The sequence below is a fragment of the Psychroflexus gondwanensis ACAM 44 genome, from assembly GCF_000355905.1.
GTDB lineage: Bacteria > Bacteroidota > Bacteroidia > Flavobacteriales > Flavobacteriaceae > Psychroflexus > Psychroflexus gondwanensis.
Genome location: NZ_APLF01000005.1, coordinates 125,332 through 138,732, shown reverse-complemented (window position 1 = coordinate 138,732; position 13,401 = coordinate 125,332). Strand labels below are relative to the sequence as shown.

Genomic DNA, 13,401 nt, shown 5'->3' with positions numbered 1-13,401 from the left:
GATGAGTCTTTATCCCATCAATCTTTTTAAGGTTTTTTGGCGATGAATTTTACCAGAAGGAGTTTCTTCAAACTTTTCGATGAGATAAACATTTTTAGGCTTTTCGTATTTGTCAAATGCCTTTAAGTTTTTAACGATCTCTTTTAAATCGCTTAAGAACTTTTCGTTTTGGGGAGCTTCTACAAACAAAACCACTTGTTCACCCAAAGAATCATCTGCTAATCCTGCAATAAAAAAACGCTGAGTAATACGTTTTTGCAGTTTTTCTTCTACAGATTCTGGAAATATTTTAACCCCCCCAGAATTGATGACGTTATCTAACCTTCCTTTCCAATAGAATTTTTTAAAGGTTAAAATGTCTACAATATCATTGGTCTGAAGCTCTTCTTCTAAAATTTTCGGAGCTTTTATAATAAGGCAATTCTGCTCGTTTTTTGAAACGCTTACGTTTGGTAAAGCTTTAAAAGGACGCTTTTCTTTATTATCTTTTTTAGGATTTAGCCTTCTGGCTGCAATGTGAGAAATGGTTTCTGTCATCCCATACACTTCAAAAACTTTGGTAGGAATACCTTGAATTGAGCCAATAAGATGTTCAGAAACGGTGCCACCACCAACAATTAATTTTTTAATTAAATGCAACCTCCCTAAAGAATTGTCCATTTGAAAGGGGGTCATAGCACAAAAATCGTAGGTTTTAAAAAGATCATCTAGGGGGTTGGACTTAGGCTCTACAATATCCAAATCCCATCCTAAAATCATTGCTCTAACTATCATCATTCTGCCGCCAATATAATCTGCAGGTAAGCAGAGTAAAGCGGTGGTGCCCTCTTCTACTTTGAAGAATTTACCCGTCGCTAAGGCACTGTTAACCATCTTTTGTTTGTCTATAAAATAGATTTTAGGATCTCCAGTAGACCCGGAAGTTCTTACTTTAATTGTATCATAATCATCATTAAGCCAATCGATTAAAAAATCTCCGATTTTTTCTTCAAAAGCTTCACCTTCTTTTACATAACTATAAGCGACTGAATACAATTCATTTCTATCAAAATGAACCCCATTAATTTTGAAATTAGGATGGATTTCTAAAGGAGTATTAATCATTATAGTTTTGTATTTGTGAAATCAATACTAAATATTATTAAAATAATAATCACTATTAAAATGTTAAATTTACATTATCGTGTTGATTCAGGCAAAATTACCTTTCCGAAAAGCTTCTGTTTCCAGTTTTTCCACTTAAAAACTTTAGCCATTATCAATAAATAAATAGGATAAATGATGAGAACAGGAAAAAAAACATCAAAACCTACCATAGGTTCTTCCGTATAAATCAAAATTGACTCTGTCTGAAAAGCAGTCCAATCTGCTGTAACCAGCAAAGCTGTAACTAAATTATTCCCGGCGTGATAACCAATTGATAGTTCTAAACCTTCATCCATAAGCGCCATAATTCCCAAAAGAAAACCAGTGCCAATATAGCTTACCATAATGATATACCCGAGTTTTCCAACTTCTGGATTTCCAAGATGGAGAAGTCCAAAACCCAGTGAGGTTGCTATAAGAGGTAACCATCGGTTTTTAAAAATAACGCCCAAACCTTGCATAAAATACCCTCTGAAATAAAGCTCTTCAAAAGTGGTTTGAATAGGAACCATTATAATACCTATGATAGCTAGAATGATAAATTGATCCCATTTAAGGTTCCATAAATAATCATCTGGATTAATCACATAGTCCAAAATAGTCATAATTACTATAAAAAAACCAACTATACTAAAGCCGAATACAACGCGCTTCCAGTCAAATCGAGCTCTAGTGGTTAAGAGGTCTTTAAATTTCTGATTATGAAAAAATCTTACTATAAGCCAAACTCCAAAAAAACCAACAGCAAAAGAAAGCAACATCAAGAAAAAAGTAAGGTTGGAGTCTAACGTACCCATTAATACTTCATAATTACCAATTTCAGAAATACCATTTCCTTCACTCGTCAATTTATATGTAACAGCAGCTAAAAAAGGGATCGACCCCACTTGCCAAATCATGAATATTAAAAATGCGCCTACCAGATATCTCCACCATTCGGTATATCCTTTTGATGCTAATGCGATGTAATCTTTCATAAATTGAATTTATTTTCCCAAGGGTGTTCTGGTTTGTACTTGATCTTTTCTCCCTCTACCGTTAAGGGACTTTGCATATTATTTGTATAAAGGCTTCCTGTTCCTAAGCCTTGAGGCATTTCATTGTGTTGCGTAAATGTAAATTGCGAAATCGCATTTAGCCCGATATTGCTTTCTAAGGCGCTAGTCATCCACCATTTTATATGGTGTTTATTTGCCAAATCTATCCATTCCTGTGAGCCTTTAAAACCACCGATAAGACTAGGTTTTAAGATAATATACTGAGGCTGTATGATTAGTAAAGCTTTTTCCTTTTTTGTTACATCTTTAAGGCCAATTAATTCTTCGTCTAAAGCAATTGGTAGAGGTGTTTGTCTACATAAGTCTGCCATAGACTCCCATTGTCCTGCGGCAATAGGCTGTTCGATACTATGCAAATTAAATTCGCTGAGTTGCTTTAATTTTTCTAAAGCAGAATCTTTAGAAAATGCACCATTCGCATCTACTCTCAATTCAACTTCTGACGCTGAAAATTCACTACGGATGTACCTCAACAAGTCTAATTCTGATGTAAAGTCGATAGCACCAATTTTAAGCTTAATACAGCTAAAACCTTGTTTGATTTTCTCTTGAATTTGAGATTTCATAAAGGACTTCTCGCCCATCCAAATCAATCCGTTAATGACCATTCCCTTTTTTCCTTCGGTAAATTCTGAAGGAAAAAGAACATAAGGGTTTGAAGAAGAAAAAGAGTTGAACGCCATTTCTAGACCAAATTGAATAGAAGGGTAATCTGCTAATTTAAGATATAAAACATCTAAGCCTAAATGGATATTTTCACACACCCAATGAAGAGTTGCTTCATACTCTTCTGTAGGATCAATACTCAATCCTTTCAAGAGTCCACACTCACCTATTCCATACTTAACATCGTTCTCTAATTTGATATACCAAGAGTCTTTTGTTTTTAAAACTCCTCTTGAGGTTCCGCTTGGTTGTTTGAAATTCAATGTATGTTTAAAGTAAGTTGCTTTCATCTTCAAAATTTGCATAAAAATAAAAAAGCCATTGTCTTCACAACGGCTTTTTCATAATAATTAAGAAACCTTAATTAATTGATGATAAGTTTTTTGGTTATCACTTTAGAATTACTTATAACTCTTACGAGATAAACACCAGCACTCAACTCCAATGCTATTCTATCTCCAGAGTTTACTTTAATCTCCACTGCTTTTTTACCTGTCATTGAATACATTTGAATAAGAGAGTCCTTTGAAATTCCTTGAAGCTGAATATAACTTGAAGCAGGGTTAGGATAAATCGATATCTGTTCTGTACTGTTTTGAGTTAGTGAAAGGGATTGATTCCAAACCTCCCCTTGATTATTTCCCCAGATATAACTTGCTAGCTCTGGATAATCTATGAAGGGATTTCTATTGTTTTGCCAAGTATACGCTATATTATTCCTGTTCATTTCAAAATCATCCACAGGATCGTCTAGATGCCATTGCAATAAGGTTTGTAAATCGCCAAGCTGACCAGTACTATCTGGAAATCCATCTACGACCGAAAGATCATTAAAGCGTATAGATAAATAAAATACAGCTCGTGCTACATCTCCTCTAAAACTGCCTAGAGTTCCTTCAGGCCCTATATATTCTCCAAAATGTTGGTTACCTCTTGAACTATTCTCGTTAGCATCTGTGGCTCTGAGTCCATGAGCATCAGAATTAGCATGTCTTAAGGAATCCGCATTGGTCACCCACCATTCATTAATTCCTGTAGCAATTTCATCATCTTCTATACTAAAAAAACCACCCCTAGACCTAGGATATACGTGCTCTCTGTTCCAAAATCCAGTTCCTGATGAACTAAGTTGATATAGGTATTTGGGTCTAGACTCTTCTCTGTAGGCTAACCAGACTTCGTTGCTATTCATCGGGCTTTGATCAGCAGATTTAAGAATATCAATAATATCTGCATAGGTATGAATTTTAACCACTCCTTCTTCTGCAATGATATCTTGAATAGCCTGACTTAGATTAGGACCAGATTCTCCATTTAAACTTCCGAAATAATGAGTTGGTCCCGTGGGCTCAACTTTATCGAAAGTTGGATCAATAGGAGTCCCCCAACCGGCGATAGTAAAGTCATTATCAATGGCAATAACTTGAATAAAGTTACTATTCAAAATATAGGGCTCACCAAGAATATCAACCGCTATGGAGATAAACTCATCGCCTTCGTCTACCTCATCATCAACTAAATTGATAGCTACAGAACCTGAGTTTGTACCTGCTGGAAGAGTAACAGAAGTCTGTCCGGTATAGTCCTCTTCAGTAAACCCTTCGTTAATCAAACTGAAAGTAATCATGATCTCCTCTGTCAATAGTTCTGAAGTTTCAAAATCTATTGTAAAGCTATCACCTTCATTAACGAGATTGGAACTTGGTGTCACGTCTATATAAACAGGAGTTATTCCACTTCCATCGTTAGGTATTCTGGGAGTTGGTGTGCCAACAAACCAAGATCCATCAAAGTTTCTTTGCATAGATTCTGAGTCCGAATTACCATTCACATCTTCGTCTATTTGTTCGGTTTGTGCTAGGAGATTTAATAAATCTTGATCTACTGGATCACTTGTCCCATAAACCAGGGCATCTACAAGATTATCTATAGTGGCGAGAGTTCCCTCTTCAAAATCTTCCACACTGGCCCTATACACAGCAACAGCATCTGCCCCATTTTGAATGAAATTTTTAAACAATAGATAATTAGGACTTGGAATAAGTTCAGGTCCACCTAGCACAAATAATCCGTTAAAGTCAGTCACAAAACCATCAAGACTCAAAGCAAAGTAACTAGAGTCCGCTCCAGAACTGGATCCATTAAAAAGAACGAGAACATACCCATCCAATGGTGACTCTTCAACTTGAGTTCTCAACTCTATAAATTCTTGAGTATCTACGCTAGGCGTATCAGAATCTACTTCGTTTATTATAACTTCTTGAGAAAAGATAAACTGACTCCATAAACAGAATACTAAAAAAGTAATTTTGTTCATCACATGTTTTTAACAAAGATAACTAAGTTTTCCCTTATCATCTGAAATTCAGATAACTATGTGATTAATTTTTAAATACAAAAGCTCTCTACAGAATTGTAGAGAGCTTTTGTATTTAAAAAAATAGCTTAATGTTATCTAACCAATTTTTTATACTTAATTCGTTTTGGCATTAAATCACCGCCCAAACGTTTTTTCTTATTTTCTTCATAATCACTAAAGCTACCTTCGAAAAAATAAACTTCAGAATTACCTTCAAAAGCAAGAATATGAGTACAAATTCTATCTAGAAACCATCTGTCGTGAGAAATAACTACGGCACACCCTGCAAAGTTTTCTAAACCTTCTTCCAATGCTCTAAGTGTGTTAACATCTAGATCATTGGTTGGCTCATCCAAAAGCAAAACATTACCTTCTTCTTTCAAGGTCATTGCTAAATGAAGTCTGTTACGTTCTCCACCAGATAATTTGTTGACTTTCTTATTTTGTTCGCTACCATTAAAATTAAAACGGCTTAAATAAGCTCTAGAATTAACTTTCTTACCCCCCATCATGATTAGATCTTGTCCTTCACTAAAGTTTTCCCAGATGGATTTATCTGGATCAATATTAGAGTGAGCTTGATCTACGTAAGCAATTTTAGCAGTTTCACCAACTACAAATTCACCCTTATCAGGTTGAATTTCATCCATGATCATTTTAAAAATAGTTGTTTTACCAGCACCATTGGGGCCAATGACTCCAACAATCCCAGCTTGTGGAAGTTTGAAATTTAAGTTGTCATACAATAACTTCTCATCAAACCCTTTGCTTACTCCACTGGCATCAATTACATTGTTACCTAAACGCGGTCCATTAGGAATATAGATTTCAAGTTTTTCATCAAGTTTATCTTGGTCTTGACTCATCAACTTATCATAATTATTCAATCTAGCTTTTTGTTTAGATTGTCTCCCTTTTGGAGCCATTTTAACCCATTCTAACTCACGCTCCAAGGTTTTTTGACGTTTGCTAGCTTGCTTATTTTCTTTAGCCATTCGCTTGGATTTTTGATCTAACCAAGAGGAATAGTTTCCCTTCCAAGGAATTCCTTCTCCTCTATCTAGTTCCAAAATCCAACCCGCTACATTGTCCAGAAAGTATCTATCGTGAGTCACTGCGATGACAGTTCCCTTGTATTGTTGCAAATGATTCTCAAGCCAATGCACAGATTCTGCATCTAAGTGGTTGGTGGGCTCATCGAGGAGGAGAACATCTGGTTCTTGAAGAAGAAGTCGGCACAAAGCTACACGACGTTTTTCTCCACCAGACAAATTTTCGATTTTTTGATCGGAAGGTGGTGTTCTTAAAGCATCCATAGCTACTTCAAGCTTGTTATCGAGTTCCCAAGCATTGGTAGCATCAATTTTATCCTGAAGTGCTGCTTGACGATCCATTAATTTTTGCATCTTATCCGCATCTTCGTATACCTCTGGTAGCCCAAAATCATCGTTGATTTTATTGTATTCATCTAAGATCGCTACCACTTCAGAAACTCCTTCTTTTACAATCTCCAGCACTGTTTTTTCAGGATCCAGTTCGGGTTCTTGCTCAAGATATCCTACGGAATAGTCTTGGGAAAAAACAACATCACCACGGTAGTTTTTTTCGATTCCCGAAATTATTTTCATCAAAGTAGATTTTCCAGAACCATTAAGTCCTAAAATCCCAATTTTTGCACCGTAAAAAAAACTTAGATATATATTTTTTAAAACAGGCTTATCTTCACCTGGATATGTTTTGGATACTCCCGACATGGAGAATATCACTTTTTTATCATCTGCCATTATTTATTTTTTTCTTTATTAAACTCTTCCTTTTAGCGCATTAAATACCCATGCTATTGCAAAAAACCCAATGCCTACAGAGGCAAAGCCCCATCCTGCAATTTCATTATACCTGAACGCTCCTAAAGCAATTAGTCCTAAGCCTACAATGATCATAATAAAAGTAGCCCAGGCTAAAACAGTATTCTTATTCATACCTTATCTTTTTATAATCCGCTAATTTACAAAAACGATTTTTAATCTTATTTCACAACTCCTAACTATATTGATTATTTCTTAGATAAACACAAAGAATTTTACCTTTACCAATCTAAGTTCTTCTCTAGACATTTATAAAGTGCTCTACTAAGATGTTTAACATGTGCTTCCTCTGCAAATAATTTCTGATTTAATTCTAGTTCTATTCCAAGATATTGTTCTTGAAACTCCTGCCTTAAACTAGTTGTAAAGCCATCTGCTTTGCCAAAATAGGGATAGTTCATTCTTATTCGTTGGTCTGGTAAATGCTGATTTAAGTCCTTTTTAAAATGCTTCGCCCATTTTTTTTCTTCAGATCTTCTGGGATCATAGAGCAAACCCACCTCTGCATTTCTTGTGTCTCCACCCAAAACTGGGGTAAAACTGTGTACCGACAGATGTAACACAGACTCTCCCTCTGCAATATAGCTCTGTATTTTCTTCTGAATCTGTTCTCGATATGGCTTATAATAGTCTTCTATAAGTTCTCGCCTTTGTTCTTCACTAAATGATTTTGAAATACTAGAAAAAAGTTGAGAATGCTGAAGTGATCTATTCACTTCTATCAAAAGCCGACTCCAAGGATAATGCGATGAAAATGTAGCTAGAGGTTTGAGGGTTTCAAATGTACTGAACGCTCCAAGATCATATCCTTGATGTGTTTCTAATCTGTGCTTGAATTCGGAAAAATAAGATCTATATTTTTTTGGCAAAGCATTACTGGCATGCTCACAAGTCAAGACCAATTTCAAGGTAGAAAAAGTTGATTGGTAGATAAACAGTTTTCGAGTTGTTTATAGACCCGCAAAATAGTGGCCTCAGAATAATCCTCATTTATAGCTTCTAGAATTCTCGTTGACAAACTCCCGTTTGTAAGAATAAGACCAATAGCATCTTGGTGCCGCTTGTCCAAACGCTGTCCCACTCTTTCAAACAAATGAACCCATATAGCACTAACTTGCATAGACTCCGAATCAATGCCAAGTACCTTTAAATATTTTTCATTGGTTACTGTAGCTTCTTCGGCTTGAGATATGGTGGTTTTCAAAATATCAAATAAGTCATTTTCATGCCATGACTTTTGGTCAATAAGACTAGAATAAACTTCATCGACCAACTCTTTTAAAACCTCTACAATAAAACAGCTGATAGAAATATCTGCCAGTGGGCATTCCTGTAAATCTAAGACCCGAATTTCGATAGCATTCCTATCAAATCTAGCAATGGCTCCTCTTGAATTTAAAAAATGATGCTCCAAGATATGTTCTTTATCGTAAGGAGCTATAGCAGTATTGATAGGGTCGAAGATTTTAATTTGATAATCCTTTTGAGTAAATACTTGCTCTGGGATAACTTTACCTGTCATTTCGGGGATTTCTCGTTGATTGGTCAGATACATCTTCATCCTCGCATCTTTAAAGCCCGTATTCTTACCATCCAAAATCGGAGAACTTGCGCTTAAAGCTGGAAGAATGGGAAGGATAAGTCTTACTGCGGCATGCAGTTTTTCGAATTCCAAATCGTCATAAAAAGGGAGGTTGATGTGCATACTTTGCACATTGGACCAGCCATGACCTTTACAGTCAAAGATCCTGTTATAAAGCGCATATACTTCACTGTAAGAATGCTCCCAGAGCTTCATTTCCAAATCTGGATTCATCAAGGGATGAGAAGCCGTTGGCCATAACACCATCTCTTTTGGTTTCAATAACTTATTGATCTCAAGGATGTTTTTATGGAACTCGAGATCTAATTGATTCAAATCTTTGGTCGGTCCATTGGTTTTAAGTTCAATGACATGGGCCGCCAATTCATTACTCCATTCTATAGCTCCATTATCCACATCAGACACCAATTGACCTGTTTTAAGCTTCATCAATTCATCTACTGAAGGCTTAATTTTTCCTGTAGAGCTATCTACAAGCATGTATTCTAGTTCTATCCCGAGGACTTCAAAAAGATGGTATTTCATAGCTCCTGTTTAGAATTAAGACGGTCTTTTAGAGAGGTAAGAATTGTATTGTAAACAAGATCTCCGTATAGGCCATCTTCCACTCCAAAATCTATATTTGGGTTGTCGTTTATTTCTATAACCAAAGCCTTTCCTTCGACTTCTTTTATATCTATTCCATAAAGACCTTTGCCCATTATTTTAGCAGATTTCAGAGCAGCTTTCATCACCTTTTCAGGAACATCTTCAATGGCGAAACAGTCTGCATTCCCATCTTGATCATCCTTTTTATCGGCAGACCAATTGTAAATTTGCCAGTGTCCTTTCGCCATGAAATAGCGACAAGCATAAAAGGGCTTATCATCTAAAATGCCAATTCTCCAGTCATATTCTGAAAAGGTATACTCTTGTGCGATAACCAAGTCGGAAGTTTTGAACATCTCTGTGATCAAACTTTCAAACTCCTCCTCAGTCTTTGCCTTTTTCACTCCAAAAGAAAAAGTAGAATCCGGTGATTTCAAAACACAAGGTAAGCCGGTTATTTTAAGAACTTCGTGCTTATTGTCTTTATGAACGATGACTGTTTTAGGCGTGGGAATTCCATTTTTTTGAAGCGCTTCCGCCATAAATACTTTGTTGCAACACTTTAAAATTGAATCCGGATAATCAATGATAGCTAAACCATCTTGCAAAGCCTTTCTAGCAAAAGCATAAGCCTCGTTATTCACCTCTGTGCTTTGTCTTATGAAAAGAGCGTCAAAAGAAGAAAGTCTGTAGAAATCCTTTGGGGTTATGACTTCCACGTAAAAGTTCATCTTTTCTGCTAGCTCTACAAATTTCTTAAGAGCTTTAGGATTACTTGGTGGCGCAGGGTCGTTGGGTTGGACCAAAATCGCTAAATCGTATTCTGCTTTATTGGCCTTTGGTGTATCGTATCTTTTTTTAGAAAAATACTGGGAAGCAAAATAATACATACTTTCCAGATGCTCTTTTGGAATTTCTGAAATGGAAATTGCCTTAATTGACTTTATATTCCATTTGGTTGAATGTTTGAAGACGACTCTTAAAAATGGAATCTGAAAATGCCTGAAAATAAGAGTACTCAAAGCCTTATACTTTTGAGCTACATTTTGACCAAAGTATATACTGAGCGTAAATTCTTGTGACTTGATGTTTTTTAGACTTTTCTGAATTTCTTCTTCAAATTCTTCTGAAACAATTTTTACGAGCTTTTTCTCTCCTAAATCTACAAGATTATTGATAGTAGGTACGGCGTGATGACCGCGAGCTTCTGCCAGTAAGGATACGTAATAGCCTTTGGATTGGTAACTGTATTTGTCACTTAGATTAAAAACTCTCGCATTTTTTAAATTTGCATACTCGGGCTTTGTTAAATAATCTTGAGACGTAATAATGGACGTATGATCCGTTGAACTAGGCCATTTTTCGGGTTGGCTAACCACTATTAATTTATTCATTTAAAAGATATAAAACCTATCAAAAGTAGCCTAAAAATTGATTCAAAAGGATGTATAAAAAAATAGTTTTAAACTCTTTTGTTGATAAATTCTCGCATTCTTTCATTGATGTTTTTCCAATACTGATGAAGGTTAACCAAGGTTTGTTCATCCGCCTTGCCGGTATTCTCTCTTAAATTTACCTCGAGTGTTTTAAGGTCTTGAATTGATTTGGCATTTACTTGAGCAAATCGAGAAGACAGCTTGTGAATAACTTCAGCTAAAACCTTATCATCTTTCACTTTTAAAGCTAAACTAAATTTGGAAAGTTCCTTATCATTTTCTTCAACTAAAGTCTCCACCAAGTCTTTCAAAAGGTCTTCATCATCATTTGCATACACCATAAGGTCTTTAAAATTGAAGGGCTCCCCCTCCTCATTTATTTCCAAATTTGTAGAATACAACTCTTCGATACCCTCAAGATGAAGAAGTCTTGCAACCTTTTCCAAGATAACCTCTCGTTTTACCGGTTTAAAAACCTGAGCATCAAAACTATCTAGCATCCCTTTTTCAGTCTCATCTAACATGACATTGGCAGTCGAGACCAAGGTGTTTTTCAATACAATACCTTCTTTTTTAAGATTCTCAAGCACTTCATAACCTGTCATAAAAGGCATCTTGAAGTCTATTAAATATAAATCATAATCATGATGGTCTAAAAGATGTTCAAAACCGAGTTTAGCATCCGTAAAAACGCTTAACTTGGGATGATAAGGTTGGAACAGTTTTTCATAAAGTCTGGCGATCAATTTATCGTCATCCAGAATAAAAATACGTTTCCCCTTTAAAGCATTGTCAGATAAATTAAACTCCTTTCTTTTTTTCTCGATGTTACTATCCTCTACTTTTTCAAATTCAAAATTCAGCTTAAAACTGGTTCCTTTATGAAGTTCGCTTTCCACATCAAGCTTCCCTCCCATTTCCTTCACTAGCTTTTGAACGATGCCCAATCCCAATCCCGTTCCTTTCATTTTGTTTTTATGAGTTCCCGCTTGCTGATAGTCTTGGAAAACAGTTTTTAATTCCTGTTCTGTTATGCCTATTCCAGAATCTTCAATCTCTATGGATACAGCAAGTTTATCGTTTTTATCTTCAGATCTCACCTCAAGCTTAATAAATCCCTCCTCTGTATATTTCAAGGCATTATGCATTAAATTATAAAGGATTTGTTGCAGCCTATGTGCATCTGTCTTTACCAACAAATCTTCTTTGGGAAGATTAAAAATAGGATCTAGCTGCTGATTCTTAATTAACTCTTTAAAGCTGCGTTTGATGTCGTCAAAAACTTTAGAAAGATTATTAGGAGTAGTTTCTATGTCAATAATTCCAGCTTGTATCTTTGCCATATCCAGAATCTCATTGGTCATTTGGTAAAGGTAATTGGATGCTACTTTGATCGATTTTACATTTTCATCCGCATCATCTAGCATATCAGAATACCCTATAATGGAAGTTAAGGGAGTTCTCAACTCATGACTCATAGTCGATAAAAACTTTTGTTTTTCTATAGCATCCCGTTTTGCTTTCTCTTCGTCTGCTTTTAGTTTATTTTGATAAAAAATACTTTTATTAATGTCTTTAAAAATGATAAAAATGGCAATGATAGTTATTAAAATCAAAATAAAGATGATAGCTCCTAGTTCATAGAAATAGGTAATCGAGTCGGTCTTCAGATTTTTGATGGAGTTCTCATAATGTTCATATTCTTCGAACAAAATTTCGTTTAATGTATTTTCTACGTAATTATTAACTTCAATGTTTTTTCTGAAAATTTCCTGTTCTTGGCGTTTCAGGGAATTTAATAGTTGAGTGCGATTGCGCTGATATTCTTTTATGGCGGGAAGAATATCAAGAGTTGCTTTTTCTTCTTTATTTCTTGAAAATACGGTATCTATAGACTGTCTTACCAAGGTATCCCTAGAACTAGTTCTAGCTATCGCCGTATCATTTCCTGGTCTTGAAGAACCAAATAATCGTTGAAAAAAACCTCGCTCATCTTCTCCTTGTTGACTAAGCTCTGTCTTTTCGTAGATCTCGGAGTTGATTTGTTTTATAATCGTAATAGAATCTGAAGGTTTTGCTTCAATTTTAGAAAGTTCATCATCAACAAGAAGTCTAAGTTCATTTATAAACACTTCTTGAGTCTGTTCTTTTTTATTCTCTAGCTCAAAGTAATCATCTCGAATCTGTCTTAAAAGTTTGGGAATGGTATCCAAATTTCTGTCCTTGAGAATACGCTCTTGGTTAATGTTGTTTTTAACTGAATCTACGTTCTTTTCAATATTTGCTATTAGACTATCAGATTTAATAGAGTTAAAACGATCTGAGTCTACGAGATACAAGTTGTTCAACTTGTTCAGATCTACCATGATTTTCTTCAGGTTATCCGATCTTTTATTGGGTGAAAGAGTGTTTTCTACCTTATCGCCTAAGGCATTGAGACTATCATAAAAATAAAAACCTATCGCCAAGAGTCCACTGGCGAATAAGGCAAACAACCATAGCATTTTTCCTTTTAGCTTAAACATACTGTTACAAGTATTGATTTATAATTTCAAAAGTTTTTTAGGAATCCATGCCTTTTAATATAGTCCAAAGCTCGCTATTCTTTGTTTAAACCTTCCTAAGCTTCAACTAAAAGGAGACTGAAATACCTTTAGAATTTTTATTCTTTTTCATTTAG

10 protein-coding genes are annotated in these 13,401 nt (G+C 35.3%); all 10 read right to left on the bottom strand.

What is annotated here, in order from left to right; all coding sequences use genetic code 11:
• Nucleotides 1–9: 9 nt before the first annotated feature.
• The gene (locus PGOND44_RS06240; RefSeq protein ID WP_003438540.1) at nucleotides 10–1,104 is read right to left on the bottom strand and encodes an AMP-binding protein; all 1,095 of its coding nucleotides are present in this window, start codon (nucleotides 1,102–1,104) and stop codon (nucleotides 10–12) included.
• 74 nt (nucleotides 1,105–1,178) lie between these two features.
• A complete protein-coding gene (locus PGOND44_RS06235; RefSeq protein WP_003438537.1) occupies nucleotides 1,179–2,123 on the bottom strand; it encodes a CPBP family intramembrane glutamic endopeptidase in 945 nt (314 codons plus the stop codon).
• Nucleotides 2,120–3,160: an o-succinylbenzoate synthase gene (locus PGOND44_RS06230; protein ID WP_003438535.1), complete on the bottom strand. Its 1,041-nt coding sequence runs from the start codon at nucleotides 3,158–3,160 to the stop codon at nucleotides 2,120–2,122. Before PGOND44_RS06230 ends, PGOND44_RS06235 begins: the two co-directional genes overlap by 4 nt.
• A gap of 74 nt (nucleotides 3,161–3,234) precedes the next feature.
• Entirely contained in the window at nucleotides 3,235–5,187 is a 1,953-nt protein-coding gene (locus tag PGOND44_RS06225) for an endonuclease (protein WP_003438531.1), read from the bottom strand.
• A 134-nt stretch (nucleotides 5,188–5,321) separates the two neighbouring features.
• Nucleotides 5,322–7,013 carry an energy-dependent translational throttle protein EttA gene (ettA, locus tag PGOND44_RS06220; RefSeq protein WP_003438527.1) on the bottom strand — a complete coding sequence of 564 codons (1,692 nt, stop codon included), beginning with the start codon at nucleotides 7,011–7,013 and terminating at the stop codon, nucleotides 5,322–5,324.
• A gap of 18 nt (nucleotides 7,014–7,031) precedes the next feature.
• The gene (locus PGOND44_RS15710; RefSeq protein ID WP_003438524.1) at nucleotides 7,032–7,208 is read right to left on the bottom strand and encodes a CAL67264 family membrane protein; all 177 of its coding nucleotides are present in this window, start codon (nucleotides 7,206–7,208) and stop codon (nucleotides 7,032–7,034) included.
• A gap of 107 nt (nucleotides 7,209–7,315) precedes the next feature.
• Nucleotides 7,316–8,002: an N-formylglutamate amidohydrolase gene (locus PGOND44_RS06215; RefSeq protein ID WP_003438517.1), complete on the bottom strand. Its 687-nt coding sequence runs from the start codon at nucleotides 8,000–8,002 to the stop codon at nucleotides 7,316–7,318.
• Entirely contained in the window at nucleotides 7,999–9,222 is a 1,224-nt protein-coding gene (locus PGOND44_RS06210; protein ID WP_003438516.1) for a carboxylate-amine ligase, read from the bottom strand. The genes PGOND44_RS06215 and PGOND44_RS06210 overlap by 4 nt, the downstream gene beginning before the upstream one ends.
• Nucleotides 9,219–10,679 carry a RimK family alpha-L-glutamate ligase gene (locus PGOND44_RS06205; RefSeq protein WP_003438515.1) on the bottom strand — a complete coding sequence of 487 codons (1,461 nt, stop codon included), beginning with the start codon at nucleotides 10,677–10,679 and terminating at the stop codon, nucleotides 9,219–9,221. The genes PGOND44_RS06210 and PGOND44_RS06205 overlap by 4 nt, the downstream gene beginning before the upstream one ends.
• 68 nt (nucleotides 10,680–10,747) lie before the next feature.
• Nucleotides 10,748–13,246 (bottom strand): ATP-binding response regulator, encoded by a 2,499-nt coding sequence (locus tag PGOND44_RS06200; RefSeq protein ID WP_003438514.1) that lies wholly within the window; start codon nucleotides 13,244–13,246, stop codon nucleotides 10,748–10,750.
• Between the last annotated feature and the right edge of the window lie 155 nt (nucleotides 13,247–13,401).